Source organism: Marimonas lutisalis (assembly GCF_005434965.1).
Taxonomy (GTDB): Bacteria; Pseudomonadota; Alphaproteobacteria; order Rhodobacterales; family Rhodobacteraceae; genus Marimonas_A; species Marimonas_A lutisalis.
Genome location: NZ_SKCI01000001.1, coordinates 1,653,756 through 1,675,453, shown reverse-complemented (window position 1 = coordinate 1,675,453; position 21,698 = coordinate 1,653,756). Strand labels below are relative to the sequence as shown.

The window sequence follows — 21,698 nt, the reverse complement described above, 5'->3', positions numbered from 1 at the left end:
ACAACTATTCAATTTCGATGAGATAATCCTAAAGTCATCTGTCCGGGGAGATGACCCAGTTTTGTGTCAGCTTGGCAGCAAGGCCATTTCTGACGGTATACGGAGGTAATTTTTCCTACTGAGGTGCTGAAATTCCGAGCACCATGAAAGCTTCTCGCATCGTACGTTCATGGGACTCAATCGTATTGAGTCCTTCGAATACGGGGCACCGAAGGCCCAAAGTGTAGATAGCAAAGATCGCATCCGCTCCGATTTCGGGAACGATGCTTTTAGGTATGTTATCCAAAGTTTGGCCTTCCCGAATAATTTCAGTGAGAAGTGCTTTGAAACGATCTCGATTCGCCGTGTCCTCTTTCTCCATTTTTTCGGGCCAAACCCAAGAGTAAGACTGAATAATTGAAAGAAATTCTGGATTCTCTGTGTCCGCTTGAAGCCAATAAAAAAGCATAGAGTAAAGACGCTCGAGTGCGGAAAAATTTGACTTATAAATTTCCAAGCTTCGCTTGTATTTGGACTCATTTTTCTTTTTGACTATTTCGCAAAGAAGCCCTGGTTTTCCTCCGAAATGGACGTTGATCATACTGTGGGTAACGCCAACAGCCTGACTGATTTCCGTGACAGAGACTTCCTTGTAGCCGTACTGCGAAAAAAGCTGGTTAGCAGCGGTGAGTAACTTTTCTCTAGTTTCTTCTCGCCGCTTCGTTTTCTTGGTTTGGCGCAGCAGCTTTGCAGATTGAGTTGATTTCATGGAATGAAAAAGCACACAGTTCGAAGCAGTTGTCTTGGTGGTTTTGTCAGATTAAACCGGCGTGATGGTCTTGTCAGGGTCTTGTCAGAGGAACTTGGCTTGAGCCGGGCAGGGGGCTTGCATAGCCTCTGGCCATGACCAAACGCTCTCCATTCAAGTACTTCAAAACCAGCCCCGAGATCATCCGCCTGGCAGTGATGCTCTATGTGCGTTTCCCGTTGTCACTCAGGAATGTCGAGGACCTGTTGCACGAGCGAGGCATCGACGTCAGCCACGAGACCATCCGGTTCTGGTGGAACCGGTTTGGCCCGATGTTTGCATCTGAGATCCGTGGGCGGCGTGTGCAGCAGCTGCGTGCCTTCTCGCGATGGCAATGGCATGTCGACGAGGTCTTCGTGAAGATCAATGGTGAGCGGCACTACCTTTGGCGAGCTGTCGATCACGAAGGCGAGGTGCTTGAGAGCGTCGTCACAAAGCGAAGAAACAAACGCGCTGCATTGAAAATGCTCCGGAAATTGATGCGGCGCTATGGTCCACCGGAAGTCTTGGTCACCGATCGGTTTCCATCTTACAAAGCCGCGCTTCGCGATCTGGGTTGCGATCATCTCCAATCATGTGGCCGTTGGCTCAACAACCGCGTTGAGAACTCGCATCTGCCATTCCGACGACGAGAAAGGGCGATGCAGCGCTTCCGGCGGATGCGAAGTCTGCAGAAATTCGTCGCCGTCCATTCCTCCATTTTCAATCACTTCAACCATGATCGCAGCCTCTCCAAACGGGACCATTTCAAGCAGAACAGAACTGCTGCTCTGGCCGAGTGGCGCGGTCTCTGCGCGGCATAAGGGACAGCGTTACTGTCTTGGTAGAGACGAGTTCGAATTAGTCTGACAGCACCATTTTGGGCTCAGAATTGCCGTCCGCGGCAGTATCACTGACTTCGCCTTCGCCGGGCCCCGATGGTTTCGTTAGAGGAACGTTGCTATAGACATATGGGATAGGCTCATAGGCGCGGCCTGCAAATTTTGAAAAGGAAAAACAGCAGTGAAGAATATTGTTGTAACGGGCGGAAGTGGCAAAGCGGGGCGCGCCGTTTGCAGGCACCTCGTAGAACAAGGCTATGAGGTTTTAAACGTAGATATGATGCCGTCGTCCGATCCGGTGTGCCCTTTCTATAAGGTCGACTTGAATGATCGCGGGCAGGTTATGGATGCCATGCAATGGACAGGCGGCAGGGACCACCCGTTCCGCAGGTTCGGTACGCCTGATGGCGTGGTGCACCTTGCTGCGATCCGAGCGCCCGACCTGGAACCGGAGGATGTGACCTTCCGAAACAACATCATGTCGACATATAATGTTTTCGACGCAGCCCTTCGCGTTGGGGTCAAGCGCATCGTCTGGGCCTCGAGCGAGACTACACTTGGTTTGCCGTTCGGCCCGGACAATCCGCCGGCATATGTACCGGTAGATGAAAATCATCCGATGCGGCCCGAAAGCGCGTACTCTCTGTCCAAGGATCTCGGCGAGGAGATTGCGCGACAAATGCAACGCTGGAATCCCGACTCCACCTTTATCGGTCTGCGGCTGTCCAACGTGATGGAAGAAGTGGACTATGAGCGCTTTTCTGGCTGGCAAGACAACCCGAACCTGCGCCAATGGAACCTTTGGGGTTATATTGACGCGCGCGACTGCGCTCAAGCCGTGCGCAAGTCGCTACATGCGGATTTCGTCGGCGCAGATCATTTCATTATTGCCAATGCCGACACCGTCATGACCAAGCGAAGCGCCGAACTGATGGCTGAGGTTTTTCCGGGCACCGAGATCCGCTCCGAAATTGAACAACACGAGACGCTGCTATCGATTGAGAAAGCCCGCGACGTTCTTGGCTATGAGCCGGTGTTTTCTTGGCGCTAGGGCTAAGAGAAAGCGGAGGGTTTTTGTCAGATTGAACTGATCATATGGGTTGTCCAAGCTTTTTTTCCCCGCTCCGCGATGCTGTGAAAGGTCTATTTCCTTGCGGAACAATTTTCGTATCCTCTTCAAAAGAAAGAGGTCTGTCAGTGGTGGCCAGACACGGTTTATATGAAAATGGCTTGTCAATATCCATAAGCGCCGTCCTGATGCCGCCGGCAGAGTTCAGAAACCAACTGCCTGACCGTCCTTGCGGGGGTCCGATCCGGCTGCATACGCGCCATTATCCAGCTGGGCAATTAGTTGCGCGCCGCCGAACCCGAACGCATTGTCGGGGGCTTCGCGCTCCACCATGTGGCCCATGTCAGCAAGGCTTTGCAGCGTGGTCTCAGGGAAGGCCGTCTCGCAGGCGAGCCCGAGGCTGCCGGTGCAGCGCCAGCGCGGCGCGTCTACCGCCATTTGCACGTCCTGTCCCCACAGCTGCGTGCGCAGCGTCATCTGCAGATGGCCTTGCGCCTGCATAGGGCCGCCCATCACGCCAAAGCTCATCAGCGGTGCGCCGCCCTTCATCAGGAAGGCCGGGATGATCGTGTGGAACGGGCGTTTGCCGGGCGCGACGACGTTCTGGCTGCCGGGGTCGAGCGAGAACCCCGCGCCGCGGTTCTGCAGGTGGATGCCCGTGCCAGGTACGGTCACGCCAGAGCCGAAACCGGCATAGTTCGACTGGATGAAGGACACCATCATGCCTGAGGCATCCGCCGCCGAGAGATACACGGTGCCGCGCTCAGGCGGTGTACCGGTCTGGAAATCGGTGGCGCGGTCGGGATCGATCAGCTTGGCGCGTTCGGCCAGATAACCGGGGTCGAGCATGCCCTGCGGGGTTACGCGGGTCATGTGGTCGAGATCGCCCACGTAGGCTTCGGTATCTTTCAGAGCGAGTTTCATGGCCTCGATCTGCAGATGCAGCGCGCGGGGATCATCGGCATCGAGATCGCGGATCGGCGTATGGTCGAGCATGCCGAGCGCCATCAGCCCAGCGATCCCTTGTCCGTTAGGCGGAATCTCGTGCAGGGCAACATCGTCGAAACCCTGTTGGATCGTGCCGCACCAGTCGGCCCGGTGCGCGGCCAGGTCCGAGACCCGCATCGCCGCGCCATGGGCCTTGGCAAAGGCTTCGATCTGTTCCGCCAATTCGCCCTCGTAGAAGGCGCGGCCCCTGGTTTCGGCGATCAAGCGCAGGCTGCGTGCCAGGTTCTTATTCGCATAGATTTCGCCCGCTGCCGGGGCGCGCCGATGCGGCAGGAAATTCTCGGCGAACCCGGGCTGATCGGCCAGCTGCGCACCGCCGCGCGCCCAGAGCGTCGCGATTATGGGGGACACCGGGAAGCCGCTTTCGGCATAGCCGATTGCCGGCTCGAACAGGGTCTCGAAAGGCAGTGTGCCGAACCTCTCGGACACGGCGACCCAGCCGGAGACCGCACCGGGCACGGTCACGCTGTCCCAGCCGCGGAAGGGCACTGCGTCGTGGCCCTTGAAGTACTCGGTGCTCCAGGCCGCGGGCGCGCGCCCCGAGGCGTTCAGCCCATGCAATTCGGTGCCGTCCCACAGGATGCAGAACGCATCCGAACCCAGCCCGTTGCCTGTGGGCTCGACCACCGTGAGCGTGATCGCCGCGGCCAGCGCCGCATCGGCGGCGTTACCGCCCCGCGCGAGCATGGATAGCCCGGCCTGTGCGGCCAGAGGTTGAGAGGTGCTAACCATGTTGCGGGCAACGACCGGAGAACGGCGCGACGGATAAGCATGATGCGGACGCAACTGCATGAACCTTCCTTTCGGTCAGACAATCGATGTGGCGTAAGAGCTTGAAGCGATGCCGTTCTGCGCCATCTGGCGTTCCTTTTCGGCAATCGCTTCGTCGAGCGGCGTGCGATCCAGCATGCCCGAGAAGTTCTCGACGGTCGGCATGGCCTTGCTGAACAACGCGAAACGTTCTTGCGAAACCGCCAGCAGCCGCCGCAATTCGGTCAGCGGTTCCGCGTGATCATCGGCGCGTATATCAAGCGCCGGGTAGGGTTGGCCCTCGTGAAGGACAAGCGCGGCGGACTGGCGGCCGCGTTTGTCGCCGCCTGCAGCCTCTCCGGCGTCCATTGCGGCCAACAGTCGTTCCACCATGTTGAGGTTCCCGGCCGCCTGCCAGGCGTCCATCATCGCCTCGATCACCTGCGGACCGGCGAGCATGTTGCCTGCGATCGATACGTTCTCGGCCATGCAATGCCCGGCCCAGTCCACGCAATCGGCGCCCGTATGCTGTGCGATCTGCCCGTCCGGGGCAATCATGTGCGCCTGCCGGTTGGCCTGCCCCTTATCGCGCGCCACGAGATCGGCCAGTATGTCGGCCGGGGCTTCCCCGCCATCAAGCCGGCGCAAGCCCTCGAGCCCCCAGAGCGGGTTGACGAACGCCTGGCTGGCGACGGCGGCGTGCGCAGACACATTCGGAACCATCGCACCCACGGCAAAAAAACGGCTGGCGACGGCAATTCCGATCGCCCCTGAGTCCGGATCGCGTGCAACGATTGAAAAAGTCATGGTGCTTTCCTCCAAATGTCTCATTGGGCCGTGCCGGGTCTGCGGGCCGGACGCAATAGGCGACATTCATACGCCTCGACCTTCAGACAATACTTGCACAAATTTTGCGCAAAAGGCTAGGGTGGAGCGAACCAAAGTCTAATTGGTGCGCAAATCGAAGGAGACGCGACGAATAATCTGGGATTTCCCTCCCCTTGGTGGCCCGTTCGGATAGACCGACCTGCCAAGGACGCAACAAACGGAAGGCCTGTTTCCAAGTGCCGCTGCTCGAGATCGACAATCTGACCGTCTCACTGTTTCAGGATGGAACTGAAACGCCGCTCGTGCGCGATGTGTCCTACAGCATCGAGCCCGGGGAGACGCTGGCGCTGGTCGGCGAAAGCGGGTCGGGCAAGTCGGTGTCTTCCCTGGCCGTGATGGGATTGCTGTCCAAGGCACTGCGCGTCACCTCCGGCACGATCAAATTCGATGGGCGCGATTTGCTGTCGCTCAGCGCGGAAGAAATGCGAAAGCTGCGCGGGCGCGACATATCGATGGTCTTTCAGGAGCCCATGACCTCTCTCAACCCGGTGCGCAGCATCGGTGCACAGATCATGGAAAGCATCGAGGAAAACCTTGGTCTGACCCGCGCGCAGGCGAGGGCGCGCGCGATCGACCTGTTGAAAGAGGTGGGCGTGGCCGATGCCGAGCAGCGGATCAAGCAGTATCCGCATCATTTCTCGGGCGGGATGCGGCAGCGCGTGATGATCGCCATCGCGCTTGCCGCTGATCCCAAGCTCATTATCGCCGATGAACCGACTACTGCGCTCGATGTGACCATTCAGGCGCAGATTCTCGATCTGATGGCGCGCATCTGCCGCGACCACGGCACCGCACTGATCCTCATCACCCACAACCTTGGTATCGTCGCGCGCTATGCGCAGCGGGTGAACGTGATGTACGGCGGGCGAATCGTCGAATCGGGCGCCGCACGGGCGATCTACAACGCACCCCGCCACCCCTATACTGAAGGTTTACTGCGATCCGTGCCGCGCCTCGACCAAGATCGCAGCATACCACTCAAGCCCATCCAGGGCAGCCCGGCGGATCCCTTTGCGTCGATTTCAGGTTGCCGGTTCCACCCGCGCTGCCCTTATGCCGCGCAGGTCTGCCGCACCGAGGTGCCGCTCTTTAAGGACGGTCTGGCGTGTCACTTCCCCCTTTCAGCCAACACCCGGGAGGCCGTGTGATGGGAGCCCTGCTACGCATCGAAGATCTGTCAGTTCATTTTCCGGTGCGCAAGGGACTGCTTCAACGGCAAGTCGCCGAAGTGAGAGCGGTCGAGAGCGTTACGCTGTCACTGAACCGTGGCGAGGCCTTCGGGCTTGTGGGGGAGAGCGGCTGCGGCAAGACCACGCTGGCGCGCACGGTGCTGCGGCTGGTTGATCCGACCTCGGGTGCGATCTGGTTCGACGGCAAGAACGTCAGCGCGCTTAAGGGCAAGGCGCTGGCGCCCTATCGCAAGCAGGTGGCTGCGATCTTCCAGGACCCGTTCTCGTCGCTCAACCCGCGCATGACCGCCGGGCAAATCCTGTCGGAGGTGCTGCATGTGCACCGCTACGAAGGGAATATCCGCGACCGCGTGGCCGAGCTCTTGTCGATCTGTGGCCTCGCGCCGCGCTTTGCCGATCTCTATCCGCACGAGATGTCGGGCGGGCAGCGGCAGCGCGTCGGAATCGCCCGGGCGCTGGCGCTCGATCCCGAGCTGATTGTTTGCGATGAAGCGGTCAGTGCCCTCGACGTGTCGATCCAGGCGCAGATCATCAACCTTCTGGAAGAACTGCGCGTAAAGTTCGGACTGACTTACCTCTTCATCGGGCATGACCTGTCTGTCGTGCGGCACCTGTGCGATCGGCTGGCCGTGATGTACCTGGGCCGGATCATGGAAACCGGCACATCGGAAGAACTGTTCGGTTCGCCGCGCCACCCCTACACAAAGGCGCTGATCGACGCGGTGCCCGCGCCCGACCCGGACGGCGAGGGGATGCGCGAGCACGTGGCGCTTGCCGGCGAAATTCCAAGCCCGCTCAACCCGCCCAGTGGTTGCGTGTTCCACACCCGCTGCCCGATTGCCATGGACCAGTGTCGCACCAACGTGCCGCCGCTCACACAGCTGGGTGGACACCATGCCGCGGCCTGTTTCGCGCTCGAAAACGTCAGAGCACCCAATCCAACTAAAACCAGCAAGGGAGACCTCCAATGAACGATGATGACCTGATCAAGAAGGCGCAGGCGGAATTGAAGGAAGCGTATGACTACGATCCGCATGATCCGATGTTCGGCCTCAGCCGGGCCGAGATGAGCGGCCCGAAACTGTCGCGGCGCGCCACGCTGCGGCTGCTCGCCGCGGGCGGTGCGCTAAGCATGGCGCAAGTCCTGCCCGGTTTGCGTGCAACTTCGGCACTCGCCGCCAGTCATAGCGGCGGTGGCGAGCTGCGCTGCGCCTGGGCCGGCGTTGCCGAGATCACCACGCTCGACCCTGCCCAGATCGGGCAGGTGCTGCAATTCCAGATCACGTCGAACGTGCTGTCCGGCCTGATGCACATCAACAACGAACTGGTGGCTGAGGGTGACCTGGCCGAGACCTGGGACGTGTCCGAGGACGGGCTGGTCTACACGATCAAGCTGCGCGAGGGCGTGACCTTCCACAATGGTGACAAATTCGACGCGGAAGACGTTATCTTCACCTTCAATCGTTCTTCTGACCCCGAGCAATCGCGCCACAGCCGCGTGATCGGCAACGTTGCCAGCTTGGAAAAACTGAACGATTACGAGGTGAAGTTCACCCTCAAGCAACCTCAGGCGTCGTTCCTGACCAAGGCGCTCGAGCGCGCATCTGGCCGGGCCATGACCATCGTGTCGCGTGGTGCGCTTGAGCAGATGGGGCTTGCGCAATACGGCCTCAAACCGGTCGGCACCGGTCCCTTCAAGATCACCGAGCACGAGCTCGGCGGCCGCGTCGTTCTGGAGAAGAACGAAAATTACTGGGATCCCGAGCGTCCCGCTCTCGATCGCGTGATCATCACGCCGGTCGACGGGACCGAACCGCTGGCCGCGGCCATCGAGGCGGGCGACGTGGATTACATTGGTGGCAACCCGTTGCCGGGTGAACTGGTCGACCGGTTCAAGTCGAACGGGGATCTGGTCGTCGACATCAAGCCTGGGCCCGGCTTCCAGTCGATCTGGATGAACCCGTGGCGCGAGGCGATGAAGGTCACCGATTTCAACAAGCCGCTCGACGAGTTGAAGGCCGAGAACGGCTTCAAGGTGCGCCTGGCACTGGCCAAAGCGTTGAACCGAGATCTGTTTATCCAGCAAGCCCTGTTCGGCAACGGCGTGCCGGCCTATGGCTCGATAAATGCCGCCATGGGCTACTATTTCGACGAGTCTCTCGCGGAGACGTCCGAGCAGGCCTATGACCCGGAAGGCGCCGCGCAGCTTCTGGCCGAAGCAGGCTATCCGGGCGGAGAAGGCTTTCCGACGCTCAAACTGCAGACCACGCCCAACACGCGGCGCGCCGGCCTGGTCGTGGCCAACATCTATAAGCAGGTGCTTGGCATCAATGTCGAAGTCGATCCGAAGGAATTTTCCGTTGGGATCGAGGAATTCCAAAAGATGGATTTCGACCTGCGTCTTGGCGGCTCGGGGGGCGACTATGACCCGGATGACGGACTGGTGGACTGGATGCAGACGGCGTCGAAGTTCAACGGCCCGACACGCAACAAGGACGAGATGCCCTTCGGCTTCTTCTCAGAATCCGAGGCTGATGCCCTGACCGATCAGCAGGCGGTGACCGCGAATCCGGCAGACCGCAAGGCGCTGGTGCAGAAGGCCAACAAGATCACCTCGGACAAGGTGGCCTGCGGGTTCCTCTATCACCCGGTGGATATCCTCGTGCATTCCAAGAAGGTCAACGTGCCCCCCGAGAGCCGTATCCCGGGCCTGCACGATTTCGACCGTATGACTCTGTCCTCGTAAACCCAAGAGAGGGGGCGGGCCTCGCAAGGCCCGCCCATTGCCCATGCTTGCATATGTGACACGACGGCTTGTTGGAGCGGCACTGGTGATGCTGGCGGTTGCGACACTGGTGTTTTTCATGATCCGGCTTGTGCCCGGTGATCCCATCGGTGCGATGCTCGCCGACAGCGGAAGCCCCGAAGCACGCGAGGCATTGATCCGCCGGTTGGGGCTGGATCAACCGCTGATCGTGCAGTTCTGGAAATGGTTCACCGGCGTGTTGCAGGGCGATTTTGGCGCTTCGATCTACGGGTCGAACCAGCCGGTCGCTGATATCCTGATGAACGCGATTCCGAAGACGCTGTCGCTTGCGCTGTTGTCGTTCATCATCGCCATCGTGATCGCGGTACCCGCCGGGATCATCTCGGCCACACGCAAGAATTCTGCCGCGGATGTCGGCGTGTCGTTTTTCGCCTTCCTCGGTCTGTCGATGCCGGATTTCTGGTTGGCGATCATCCTGATCATCATCTTCGCCGCCAATCTTCAATGGCTGCCTGCCATCGGCTATGCGCCGCTCTCCGACGGGGTCTGGGAATGGTTCAGCCACCTGATCATGCCCGCCATCGCCATCGGCACGGGCTTTTCCGCGATCATTGCCCGGATGATCCGTTCGTCCATGCTCGAGGTCTTGCAGGCCGACTACATGCGCACGGCGGCCTCGAAAGGCCTGACACAGAACGTGATGCTGCTGCGCCATGCGCTGCCGAATGCGCTGATCCCGGTGATCACTGTGATCGGGATCGCCTTTGCGCTGCTCATATCCGGCGCCGTGGTGGTCGAGAACGTGTTCTCGATCAAGGGGCTGGGCCGAGTCCTGATCCAGGGCATCCAGAACCGTGACTACCCGGTGGTGCAGGGGGCGGTGCTGCTGGTCTCGGCCTTCTTCGTTCTCTCCAATCTCATCGTCGACCTGCTCTACGCGGTGATCGACCCCCGCATCCGGTATTCCTGATGAGCGACGTGACCCTCGATCCGCCCCCGACGGCAGAGACCGTCGCCCCAAAGCGCAAGAGCCGCTTCCGAACGGTCTTCGCGCGGGACCGCAAGGCGCAATTCGGCCTCGCGGTGCTGGGCCTGTTCATTCTTGGCGCGATCCTCGCTCCGTTTCTTTCGCCCTACGATCCCAACGAAATGACCCTCAACATGATGAGCGGGCCGTCGGGCGAAAACCTGCTCGGCACCGACGACCTGGGCCGCGACCTGTTTTCGCGAATCCTTTGGGGGACTCAGATATCGCTTTTCGTCGGGGTCGCCACCGTGGGGCTCGCGCTGGTGTTCGGCGTGCTGCTCGGCGTGCTGGCGGGTTATTATGGCGGATGGATCGACATGATCATCATGCGCTATATCGACCTGCAATGGGCATTCCCGAATTTCATCATCGCAGTTTACCTCGTTGCGGTGTTCGGCACCGGCCTTCTGAACGTGATCGTGGCAATAGCGCTTGCGTTCCTCGATGATTTCGCGCGCATTGCACGGTCGATGGTTCTCACCCTCAAGGAAGAGCAGTTCGTCGATGCTGCCCGCGTGCAGGGTTTTTCGGACATGCGCATCATGCTTCGGCACATACTACCCAACGCGATGGCGCCGATTATCGTTCAGGCAACCGTGTCGGTCTCCTACGCGATCCTAGGAGAGGCTTCGCTTTCCTTCCTCGGTCTCGGCGTCAGTGTGGATACACCTACATGGGGTCTGATCCTGTCCGACGGGCGTAGCTTCATCAGCCGGGCGTGGTGGCTGGGAGTGTTCCCTGGCCTTGCAATCATGCTGGTTGTGCTGTCGATCAACTTCATCGGCGATGCTCTGAGGGACGCGCTCGACGTGCGCGAAACCGATATCTGAGAGCAGGAGGCGCAAATAGTAATGCAGCCAACGGTATTCGACGTCCGCAGTCACCTGCTCAGGCTGATCAACTATGGCAGCCTTGGGCCGGGGGGGCGTTTGCCGACCGAGCGGGAATTGAGTGAAACTACCAGCGCCTCGCGTAGGCTAGTGCGCAGGGCGCTTGCCTCGCTTGAAGCCGAGGGGATTATCTGGCGGAGGCAGGGCAAGGGCACTTTCGCCGGACAACCCGCCGAACCTGTGAGCACGCTGGCCGCCGAGATCACCCGCGCCGCCGAACCCATTGAGGTGATGGAAGCGCGTCTGTGCCTGGAACCAGAGATCGCCGGCTTGTGCGCCACCCGCGCAACCCCTGATGAAGTCACACGCATGTGGACACTGGCGCGACATCTCCACCAGGCTGAGGACGACGAAATGATCGAGCTATGGGACAGTGCACTGCACAGGTTGATTGCGCAGTGTTCCCGCAATCGCCCCCTGCAAACGGCCTTCGCACTTCTTGACGATACCCGTGCCACGCAAGACTGGCAGGGCTTGCGCGCAAGAGCCCGCTCCGACCGGTCTTTGCAGGAGACACACGCACAGCATATCTCAATCGTTTCAGCCATCGAGGCAGGCGATGCCGACGCTGCGCGGGATGCTATGCGTTCCCATTTGATGGCCCGTGTGATTGCCATGTCTCAAGCGCTTGGTGCTATAAATACCCCTTCAGTACTGACTGAAGATCACAGTCGTTCAAGTCCTCCAAGCTAAAGGAATCTGCCCTATCTTGTGCATCCAATAGATATGTATGAATCGTAACGAGGCTGTAGATTACTGACGGTCTTGTCAGGATAACCTGGATCGAGGCGGGCAGGGGGCTTTCGCAGCCTCTTAAGACGACCAAACGCTCTCCGTTCAAGTATTTCAAAACCAGCCCCGAGGTCATCCGCCTGGCGGTGATGCTCTATGTCCGGTTGCCGCGATCACTCCGCAACGTCGAGAACCTGCCGCACGAACGAGGCATCGACGTAAGCCATGAAACCATCCGGTTCTAGTGGAATAGTATCGGATCGTTGTTTGCCTCCGAGATCCGCCGCCGGCGTGTTCAACAGCTTCGTGCCTATTCGCGATGGCAGTGGCATGTGGACGAGGTCTTTGTGAAGATCAACGGCGAGCGCCACTATCTCTGGCGGGCCGTCGATCACGAGGACGAGGTGCTGGAAAGCGTCGTCACGAAGCGGCGCAAAAAGCGCGCTGCATTGAAAATGTTTAGGAAATTGATGCGTCGCGACGGTCAGCCGGAGGCGCTGGTTACCGACCGCTTCGCCTCCTACAAAGCCGCGCTTCGCGATCTGGTTTGCGATCATTTCCAACTCTGTGGCCGTTGGCTTAACAACAGCGTCGAGAACTCGCATCTGCCATTCCGAAGACGAGAAAGGGGGATGCAGCGCTTTCGGCGGATGCGAAGTTTGCAGAAATTCGTGGCCGTGCACTCCTCCATTTTCAATCACTTCAACCAGGATCGCAGCCTCTCCAAACGAGATCACTTCAAGCAGAACCGGACCGCTGTTCTGGCAGAGTGGCGCGATCTCTGCGCGGTATAAAGGGACAGCCTCACTGCCCCAACAGAGACGAGTTCGAATTGGTCTGACGCCACTGGGTGCGGTCGGCTGTCGGCTGCCACCTGCGGATCCAGCCTTCTTTTAATTGTAACTGAATGTCATGATTTTTCCCAATTTTGGCCGCGGATTCGATGTGTTTGTTTGAGATCTTTGTTCAACATTTCTGTTCGTTCGTGACTTCGGGGGTACGTATGAAAATACTAGTTGTAGATGATGACGAAAGTATTCTGTGCCTCCTCTATGAGGCTTTGACGAATACCGGATATCATGACGTGACCACAGCTCGTTCTGGCAAGGAAGCGCTCGAGTTCATCGCGGCGACCAATCTCCCCTTCGACTGTTTCCTCGTTGATATACAGATGCCAGAATTGGATGGTGTAAGCTTGGTGAGCATGATCAGGCAAACGCCCGGATACCTCTACCAACCGGTTGTCATGCTGACCGCGATGCATGAGAAGAAATATCTGGACAAGGCATTCAACGCCGGCGCGACCGATTACATTTCCAAGCCTTTCGACATACTGGACCTTCGCACTCGCATTCATGAAGCCCGCAAGATCGCTCGCGAAAAGGCCGCGATGCGAGACCGACCTTTTGTCGAGGGAGAGTTGAAAGATACTGCAGGGGAGGCAAAGGCTATCAGGCTGTCCGATCCTGTTAGACTCGAGGGTGTTGAGTCGGCGATCGACTATCGAGAACTCGAGAATTACGTCCTCCAGTTGTCACGCTGCTCAGCCAAGAGAGTTACTGTATTCGCTGTCAAAATAGGATCAATTGATCGCGTCTATGCTGGTTGCACGTCGGAAGAGTTTGTTGACCTTCTTAGGGGCGTAGCCACGGTTGTGAAGCAGGCTCTACTAGGACCTGAAGGCTTGCTTTGTTATCGTGGGGATGGAACGTTCTTGTGCATAAACGAGAAACGGCTCGCGGCATCACAACACAAACTCGAAGACCTGCTTCGAGAACAACTCCATAGCGCTCACACGCCTGAGGAATTGCAGACGCTAAAGCTATTTGTTGGAGAACAAATATCCCAAACGCTATCTTCAGAAGAGGAAGCCCTCTCGAGCCTTTCGTATGCCGTGGAAAACGTCGAGCAAAGATACGCGTCCAAGAAAGACGTTGTTGCTGTTTCAAAGCGCCTGATCACGACACGCCTTCTTTCCAATGACCAGAGACGGATAGAGCAGAGAACATATGACAGGCTGCTGAGGAAAGAGATGGAAGGCGGCTTGGGCGCGAACGACGCATGGCATAAGAAGCTTCTTAGAAAAGCAAAACATGCGCACCGTGAAAAGTAGCGTCTCTCGGCTCCAGTGAAACTGACGGAGGTCTTGTGAGATTAATATGGCTGAAGTTAGCCAGTGGGCTTTCCTAGGTCTTCCAGATCACCAACCGCTCGACTTCGAAACACTTCAAGATCAGTCACGACATTATCCGCCTGGCGAACGGCTGCATGAAGTGTCCGCACTTTGAGGTTACCGGCGCAAGTCGACCCGGCCAGAGGACAAGGAACTGCGCCGGACGGCTGCTCGAAATGTCGGCTGCCCGGCGCCGGTTCCGATATCGCCGCCTGCGCATCCTGCTCAAGCGGGAAGGCTGGGTCGTGAACCAGAAGAAGCTCTACCGGGTCGCAAACGAAGCGGTGGCAAGCACGCGATCGGCTCCAGACTACCCATCGCGATCTCGCAAGGGCCGAAACAGAGATGGAGTCTGAATTGCGTGTCGGAGGCACTGTCAGATAGCCGCTGGTTCCGCCTTCTCTGCTTAACCGACGGACTGATCCGGGAATGCATGGCCCCTGTCGTCGAATAAGAAACACGCAAATTCAGATTGGCTACGAAACGATGCAAGCCCAAAGAAACTTTCACGAATCTCCAGTAGGTTGAGATACGTGTCTGGCGGGCAATGTCGCGGGTTGAGCCGATCCGCGAGATTCGCATTCGGAAACAGACCTAAGTTTGCTGGCGCAAACAATGTGAGCACGACGGTAACTGACAACCCGTCAGCACCCCCCAGGCTCTGCAAAGTACCCTCCCGAAGCCTCCTAGTATCGAACCAACACCCATGCCCATGATCTCGGGCAACTGCCATTTTTTTCCCGTATAAATGCTCCAAACCCTGTAGGTCCTAAGCACGACTGCAACGACAAGAAATAATGTGACAATCGTTCGTATCAACACCTAGCCCCATTTGATCTGCGTGTGCTGAGCTTGTAGTCACGTAGCCCAAATACAGCGGCAACAGCGCCCTTTTCCTACGCGGAAGTTCATTAGAAAACCAACTACAAGTTAGCAGCTTCTTTTGAACGGTCGCGAATGACGCAGTGCTGACCAAGTGGCGTGGTTTCCGCAAGGCTTAAGGGACAGCGCCACTGTCCCGGCCAAATAGCGTTCACTTTCGAAACACACACTCTGGTAGCACTTACTCATGAACTAAGCACACAACGAGAAGTGGGATATTAGTCGCTGGTTGTTCCGATTTCCCAAAGCGCCTTTTGTAGTTCCGAATTGTACTTTATTGCCGCATTGAGAGTGTCTAGGCTCTCACGTTCGACGAAGGTTGGATTTTCATTTACGAGTGATTGTCCAAGCCCTGCCCGTCCGTCCTTCAGCTGATAGCCAAGAAGCTCGAGAAGTGTCGGAAATACATCAAACATTGTACCAGGCCGTGAATTGGTCTCATTCGATAAGCCCAATACGACAGCGAAATTTCTTCGCCTATCTCGCCTGTCTTGCAAAGAATTCTCAAGCGTATTGCGAAAAGCCAAATGGTCAGACAGCAAAACAATCAATGTATCTTCTGCAATACCTAGGCGAACAACCTCATTGATAAGGCTTTCGACATGATGCGCTGTACAGGAAATTGCCCTAGGTAATTGGCTTGAGGATGTCCCGACCACTGGACAAGACTTGTCAGGATAAGCGTCTGGGCCATGTGTTGCGATAGTCAGCGCAGAAAGTACAAAAGGAGAATTTTCTGACGCAAGGTCGCGTAGTTCGCTTGTGACCCGTTCAAACAAAAGATCGTCGTCCATTCCCCACACATTTAGGCGGGGCTCGTTTTCCCAATCAGGCCAGGACTTTAGTCCTTTGACACGCTGATAACCGTGACTACGAAAAAAATCGCCCTTGGAAAAAACTGATAAATCTGAGCCGTTTATGTAACTGAGAGTATAGCCATCTTCAGCTAGAATGTCGCCTAGGCAATCCACACCTTGCATAAAGACAGTTTTATTGTGTTGGTCACTCGCACTTATTTGCCTTTTTTGAGGATTGAAAGCGCCTCTCGGAAGAAGGGGTACACCGCATTGCGAGGCAACCAAACCCCCAATAGTCGAGAAAGCACTCTTTGCCTGTAGTATGTTTCGAAAGGAGAGGCCCCGATCTTCAAGGGAAGAAAAGGGCACGAATTCGCTTTTGGTTTCAGGTAAATATCGATAGGTGCGTTCAAGACTCTCCAAATACAAAACTACTAGGTTTCTTTTGCGTTTTGGGTAGTTAATAATTTCAAAATTTCTCACGACATTATTCACATCAATTTTTTCATGCGCCGGGTTTGGATAAATAACGCGAAATATGTGATGGGTCACGGGATTAAAAAATAGCAAAAATGTTGAGAACGCGTAAACCGTGCTCCTCCCAAGCAAGAAATATCGAGACAGCATCCAAGCGCAAACCAAAAGAAAGGCACAAGCAAGAACATAAGAAACTAATTGCGGCAAAAAGCCTTCTATACCAACAGCTACAAGACGCTCTACTTGGTTTTCCTTTAGTGTGAGCAAAAGAGACCCAAAGTCCTTCGTTCCGAAAGATGTTTGCATAAATCCGAATGGAAGTGTCAGGAGAAGACCGAGACCCAGTAATGCGACTGGCCCAAATGGCTTAACGTTATTCTCAGTTAGCCCTTTCAGTGACGTCAAAAACATTATCAAACAATGAATGAAAATTAGAGCAACTAGAGCCGCACGCGAAGTTGATGGAAGCATTAATGCCGGAGAGGCAAAATAAAAAAATGCAGCTGCAAAAAGAATAGGAAGGGTTCTCACAGACGCGTTCTTCAATAATTTAGTGTCGATGTGCAATTTACGTATCTTCCAAGCCGCAGTTTATTGTGATATGAAGTGGGAGTGTAATAAAGTGCTTTGGCACTTGAAGAGCCGACTCTCATCCACTCTAGCCTATAGTCTAAAGCCTTATCTGCTCGCAATACAAGCAAGGACTCTCTGACTTGATTAACGAAACGACCCGGATTTTGCATCGGCTACGTTAAGGCATCTTGCCAGGCAAGCAGATCAGGCAAGGGGAAAGATGAAGAGTTTGTGTGATCAGCCAAACTGCGTGATGCATCGCACGGATCTGGGGCAGGCCGGCGATGTCCTGGAGCGCTATGTGGTCGTATTGCTTTGTAGTTTTTCACCGAAAGCAATAGATTTTTAGGATCAAGCACAGTCGCACGGAGGGCCCGGTTTTAACCGCTCGTAGTGAAATCGGGCGTTAAGGCTTTCGAGATTCTGCATCCCACGTTGAACCGAGTTCGGTGTGACCCAGTGCTTGCGCCGACAGACTTGAGCGATTGTTTGACAGTGGCGCGTCGTACTCCGTGCCAGTGCAATACCGGACGTCCAACACGCACTTCAATTGGCCAAAGCTCCGTATTTACTTCTTCTAGGTCAAGACGCTTCGTCGCTACTTCGTCTCTCCTTTTACTTAACTAAGGTGACGGAAGATCACCCTAAAAGCGGGGAGGAGCGTTTGCATGAATCGCCAAAACAATACGTTACAGGCTGTTGACTTAAGAACTGTGTCGTCTAGAAGACACCGTATCAATTTTGAGCCCAGAAAGAAAAAACTTTGGCCATTATTATGCCAAATTGCTGTATCTGTATGCTGATAACACGCTAAAGCGTTAACGGGAATTTTTCAAGTGTCGCAGATATCTTTTCGAGCAAGGAGTTCTGGTGTTCTGCCTGTGTTGGTGGTCGACCTGGATGGAACACTTATTCGTACTGACATGCTGGTGGAAACGTTTTGGTCTTGTTTAAGCACGCACCCGTTTAAAGCTATTTGTGGTGCGATTGCAGCGGTCCGGGGAAAACAAATAGCGAAAGCAATTTTGGCAAGGCACAGCCAAATCGACTTTGCCTCTCTTCCATTTGAAAAAGCAGTTCTGGATTTAATAAGAAAGCATCGTGAAAATGGGGGCAAAACGGCTCTGGTGACTGCTGCAGATGAGCAGATAGCAAAACGGATTTCCGAAGAAACAGGCCTTTTTGATGAGGTCCATGGAAGTACTGAACAGCGAAACTTAAAGGGCCGGATTAAGGCCGAATTCCTGGTAGAAAGGTTTGGTGCAAAAAACTTTATCTATGTGGGTGATAGCAACGCCGATATCCCTGTTTGGAACGAGGCTGCAGAAGCTTTCGTTGTCGGTGCTGATACCCGTTTGAAGGAAAGGGCTAAGAAGACAGGTACACCAACTCGGTTATTAAAAACTCGAAGAGCAAGCGTGGCGGACATCATACGCGCAGTTCGGCCGCATCATGCTCTCAAGAACATACTAATTTTTGTCCCTTTACTGACTTCGCAAATGTGGCAGGCGCCTGCAATGGGGCGCGCGGTAATTGCTTTTTTTGCATTTAGTCTGATAGCATTTTCGGTTTACCTTATCAATGATCTTTTAGACTTGCGATCCGATCGTATGCATCCGAAGAAAATGCAACGCCCTTTCGCTGCTGGAGATGCGAATTTGCTACATGGAAGTGTCGTGGCAATGCTGCTGCTTTTCCTAGGGGCAGTTCTTTCCTTTTTTCTTGGTAGGGATTTCGCAGTTATAGCCACAGCATATTTTGTTTTGACATGTACATATTCACTCGTTCTCAAGCGCTACATTATAATTGATATTGGTGCGCTTTCGGTGCTGTATTCCCTTAGAATTGTTGCGGGCTCAGCCGCCACGGGCATCGAAATTTCTGTTTGGTTGATGGCATTCTCAATGTTCTTTTTCTTGTCGCTTGCTTCTGTCAAGCGTCAAGCTGAATTGGTAAGCGTAGGAGAGCACGGAAGACATGAGGTGGCCGGTAGAGGTTATTTTGCACCAGATCTCGCGCTCGTTGCACAAATGGCACTAAGTTCTGGTTTCATATCAGTTCTAGTTCTAGCGCTCTATATTAATTCTCCCGAAATCCTCGTTTTGTATAAAAATCCCGAGGTATTCTGGGGCCTTTGTGCAGTTCTTTTGTACTGGCTTTGTCGTTTGGTGTTTCTAGCTCAAAGAGGGCAAATGCATGAGGACCCGTTAATCTTCGCTGTTCGGGATCGCGTCAGTTATTTTTGTGGAGCTTTGTTTGCCGTATTCCTGCTTCTAGGTGTTTGAAAGTGGAGTGACTACATAGTGTTTGACCAGAATATGACTGCAGAAAACTAACCGACCTAAACATGACATGATAACTTTACGTCGAGAAAGAAAATGTTTGCGGGTGGTAATAGCATATTTTCTTAACAGATTCGCGAGTATTCTTCTCCCTGGTCAGTTTTCTTTGAGCCAAGGTGCAAATGTTGGAATGCCTAGACTAAAGGACGTATGATAGACTGATGAAACATGAAACAGTGAAATTCGGTCGCTATTTTGATGATGGGCAGAAGGCTCCTGAGCTCCTCGAAGTTCGAGCGTCCTTTGGCGTTGCAATTACTGCATTTGTTTTCTGCTGTGTTTTGCTTGTTGTTTCGATTTTTGTCGCTGTTTTTGGCACGGAGGTTTCAATTCATTGGCCGTTGGGTGACTGGCTAATTAATTATGAAGCGGGTATTGTTAGGCGAGGATTCGCAGGAGAACTATTTAGTAGTCTCGATAGATTTGGGTTTAGTGCAAGGCTTATCTTTCCTTCTTTTCTATTTTCGCTTTATCTATTGCTCGTTGTTTGCTGTTTTCTTTTGTTTGTGTGTCGTGAACGCTCGTGGCCGTGGCTGATGCTGTTTTGCTCGCCAGCGTTTCTCGCTTTTCCCTTTTGGTCTGTTTTCCAAGGCGGGTATTTTCGAAAAGAAATAGCCGTAATTGCCGTTGTAGCATTGATCTGCGCGAGGGGAAGTCTCAAACTTCCAATGATCCTGAGTTGGATAATCGCTACTACCATATACACCGTTGGAGCTTTATCTCATGAAATAGTAGCACTTTCTCTTCCAGTAGTGGTGTTCGTAGTTGCTAGCTTTTGGTGGGTTGGGCGACTAAAATTTGCGGAAGTACTGATATATACTATTCCGATGACAATTTCTGCCGCCATAGGGATTTTTCTAGGTTTAGGATTTTCGGCAAGCTTTTCAGACACGTTCCAAATCTGCCGTAGAATCATCGAAATGGGATTTAGCAGTGAGTACTGCCAAGGAGCCGTGCTTTCTATTGCGCAACCAACCAGTGCCTACACGCAAAGATACACATATAACTTAGAGAACTTTTTAATTGCATATCTCTTGTGTTTTGTTTTGGCATTGTTTCCAGTGGCACTTTTCAATAGGAGAAGGGAATTTCTTCTCGTTGGGGTCGCTCTGTTTGTTTTTTTTACTCCAATATACTTCATTGCAACTGATTGGGGGAGATGGGTTGTGCTTTCATCCTCTGTTTTGTACCTTTACGTCCTTTCACGGTCGTATGTCACAAAAGTTGTTATGTTGAATGTGCCGAGTTGGATCACTTTTGTGTATATTTTCTCTTGGAATGTACCAATTTACTGTCATGGAGACTGTTATGTTCAAGTGCAAACGCTAACAAATTTTCGACCAGTCGATTATGTAAACGATTCGATGTTTCAGGCGCGCCTGGTGAAACAAGAGTTTGGTCCATGATGTGTCGAAGAACATGTTTTCTTGTTGAAAGGTGGTTAAGAAAAACTCGGGGAAAAGTGTGTTTCTACCCACCTAGTTCCCGCTTGGGCTGCTAATTGGCGACGCCGCTACTCGGAGTGCAACCACAATATTAAGTTGTGTTTCTAATTGGATTGAGACAATACGCTCGTTCGTTCTTTCTGAAGAATAGGTTTCGCGCTATCCTGGCGACATTTGCAAGAATATTTTGATGATCGTCATCATGATCGGTACTAGTACGATAATCAGGCTGACCGGGAACATGAAAAAAGCCATTGGGAAAAGCATCTTGATTGGAAGGGCATTCGCTTTTTCTTCCGCACGAATGATCCGCATTTGTCGCATCTCACGAGCAAAACTTCGTAGCGTGCGGCTCACATCGGAACCAAGTTCTTGAGACTGGCGAAACAATACTGCTAGTGTCCTCGCTTCTTCCACGCGGACCCTCTCTGAAAAATTGCTGAGAGCTTCGTCTAGTGGGCGTCCTGCCCGAAGTTCTAAGTTTACAATGGAAAGTTGAATTCCGAAATCTGGAACTGTTTGTAAGAATTCCCGAGTAACTCTATCCAATGCGGCATTAATGCTAAGGCCCGCGTCGGTACACACAAGAAGTAGATCCATAAAGTCTGGAAAAAGTTTCTTGTATTCGCGCATTCGCTTAAGGCCAATACGCTCCAGGACGATAGAGCACACAATAAACGTTAGGCCTCCAGCGATACCCGCAAAAGCATAAACAGCGGTGGTAGATGCGTCCTTGGCCAAGTTGGGTAAGATTAGTTGCACGAGGAAGAAAACAGCCGCTACCGCTGTCAATCGGATCAGGTTGAATATCCGGATAGCGGATTTGGAAAAGAATCCTGCCTGAACGAGTCGCATGCGAAGACTGTCTGGGCTTTCATTTTTTACTACGTCGAGGTAGTAACGAAGCTGTTCATTTCCAGTGCCTAAAATACTATCGATTTCGTCTTCGTTCTTTTTTCTTCCCCGTGCTGCGCTGATATTACGCTGCACGTCACGGCGGCTGAGAAATGCCGAGAATACCGTGAACACAAAAATTAAAACTGCCACAAAAACCGCTATCAGGATAAGCTGTTCGTTCAT

General features: G+C 54.3%; 16 protein-coding genes and 2 pseudogenes. 13 read left to right on the top strand and 5 right to left on the bottom strand.

The window, feature by feature from the left end:
* Nucleotides 1–115: 115 nt before the first annotated feature.
* On the bottom strand, nt 116–748 hold the full coding sequence (locus E0501_RS07980; RefSeq protein WP_137700766.1) for a TetR/AcrR family transcriptional regulator: 633 nt from the start codon (nt 746–748) through the stop codon (nt 116–118).
* Between the two features lie 134 nt (nt 749–882).
* Here E0501_RS07980 and E0501_RS07975 point away from each other — a divergent pair, with 134 nt between their 5' ends.
* Complete coding sequence (locus E0501_RS07975; protein WP_137700765.1) at nt 883–1,590, top strand: IS6 family transposase; 708 nt, start codon at nt 883–885, stop codon at nt 1,588–1,590.
* Between the two features lie 199 nt (nt 1,591–1,789).
* Complete coding sequence (locus tag E0501_RS07970) at nt 1,790–2,659, top strand: NAD-dependent epimerase/dehydratase family protein (RefSeq protein ID WP_137700764.1); 870 nt, start codon at nt 1,790–1,792, stop codon at nt 2,657–2,659.
* A 222-nt stretch (nt 2,660–2,881) separates the two neighbouring features.
* On the opposite strand, the gene E0501_RS07965 is transcribed toward E0501_RS07970, so the two are convergent.
* A complete protein-coding gene (locus E0501_RS07965) occupies nt 2,882–4,477 on the bottom strand; it encodes a gamma-glutamyltransferase family protein (protein WP_137700763.1) in 1,596 nt (531 codons plus the stop codon).
* A gap of 15 nt (nt 4,478–4,492) precedes the next feature.
* Nucleotides 4,493–5,242 (bottom strand): DUF1028 domain-containing protein, encoded by a 750-nt coding sequence (locus E0501_RS07960; protein WP_137700762.1) that lies wholly within the window; start codon nt 5,240–5,242, stop codon nt 4,493–4,495.
* Between the two features lie 257 nt (nt 5,243–5,499).
* Between E0501_RS07960 and E0501_RS07955 the strand changes: the two genes are divergently transcribed.
* The 9 genes and pseudogenes from E0501_RS07955 to E0501_RS21505 all read left to right on the top strand — a co-directional run.
* Nucleotides 5,500–6,471 (top strand): ABC transporter ATP-binding protein, encoded by a 972-nt coding sequence (locus E0501_RS07955; protein ID WP_137700761.1) that lies wholly within the window; start codon nt 5,500–5,502, stop codon nt 6,469–6,471.
* On the top strand, nt 6,471–7,484 hold the full coding sequence (locus E0501_RS07950) for an ABC transporter ATP-binding protein (protein WP_137700760.1): 1,014 nt from the start codon (nt 6,471–6,473) through the stop codon (nt 7,482–7,484). Before E0501_RS07955 ends, E0501_RS07950 begins: the two co-directional genes overlap by 1 nt.
* Nucleotides 7,481–9,259: an ABC transporter substrate-binding protein gene (locus E0501_RS07945; RefSeq protein WP_137700759.1), complete on the top strand. Its 1,779-nt coding sequence runs from the start codon at nt 7,481–7,483 to the stop codon at nt 9,257–9,259. The genes E0501_RS07950 and E0501_RS07945 overlap by 4 nt, the downstream gene beginning before the upstream one ends.
* 55 nt (nt 9,260–9,314) lie before the next feature.
* A complete protein-coding gene (locus E0501_RS07940; RefSeq protein WP_235857774.1) occupies nt 9,315–10,250 on the top strand; it encodes an ABC transporter permease in 936 nt (311 codons plus the stop codon).
* A complete protein-coding gene (locus E0501_RS07935; protein WP_137700757.1) occupies nt 10,250–11,137 on the top strand; it encodes an ABC transporter permease in 888 nt (295 codons plus the stop codon). The genes E0501_RS07940 and E0501_RS07935 overlap by 1 nt, the downstream gene beginning before the upstream one ends.
* A gap of 21 nt (nt 11,138–11,158) precedes the next feature.
* The gene (locus tag E0501_RS07930; RefSeq protein WP_137700756.1) at nt 11,159–11,890 is read left to right on the top strand and encodes a FadR/GntR family transcriptional regulator; all 732 of its coding nucleotides are present in this window, start codon (nt 11,159–11,161) and stop codon (nt 11,888–11,890) included.
* 89 nt (nt 11,891–11,979) lie between these two features.
* A pseudogene (locus tag E0501_RS07925) lies at nt 11,980–12,723 on the top strand (IS6 family transposase).
* Nucleotides 12,724–12,932: 209 nt separating this feature from the next.
* A complete protein-coding gene (locus E0501_RS07920) occupies nt 12,933–14,042 on the top strand; it encodes a response regulator (protein WP_161594581.1) in 1,110 nt (369 codons plus the stop codon).
* Nucleotides 14,043–14,220: 178 nt separating this feature from the next.
* Nucleotides 14,221–14,553 (top strand): annotated as a pseudogene (locus tag E0501_RS21505) (IS3 family transposase); the annotation flags it as partial.
* 649 nt (nt 14,554–15,202) lie between these two features.
* Here the strand turns inward: E0501_RS21505 and E0501_RS07915 are convergent.
* Nucleotides 15,203–16,789 carry a sulfatase-like hydrolase/transferase gene (locus E0501_RS07915; RefSeq protein ID WP_137700754.1) on the bottom strand — a complete coding sequence of 529 codons (1,587 nt, stop codon included), beginning with the start codon at nt 16,787–16,789 and terminating at the stop codon, nt 15,203–15,205.
* A 929-nt stretch (nt 16,790–17,718) separates the two neighbouring features.
* On the opposite strand from E0501_RS07915, the gene E0501_RS07910 reads away from it, so the two are divergent.
* Both E0501_RS07910 and E0501_RS07905 read left to right on the top strand, forming a co-directional pair.
* Complete coding sequence (locus tag E0501_RS07910; protein ID WP_137700753.1) at nt 17,719–19,116, top strand: UbiA family prenyltransferase; 1,398 nt, start codon at nt 17,719–17,721, stop codon at nt 19,114–19,116.
* A 218-nt stretch (nt 19,117–19,334) separates the two neighbouring features.
* Nucleotides 19,335–20,579 (top strand): hypothetical protein, encoded by a 1,245-nt coding sequence (locus tag E0501_RS07905; protein WP_137700752.1) that lies wholly within the window; start codon nt 19,335–19,337, stop codon nt 20,577–20,579.
* A gap of 198 nt (nt 20,580–20,777) precedes the next feature.
* On the opposite strand, the gene E0501_RS07900 is transcribed toward E0501_RS07905, so the two are convergent.
* Nucleotides 20,778–21,698, bottom strand: coding sequence for a type II secretion system F family protein (locus E0501_RS07900; RefSeq protein ID WP_137700751.1), 921 nt, complete (start codon nt 21,696–21,698; stop codon nt 20,778–20,780).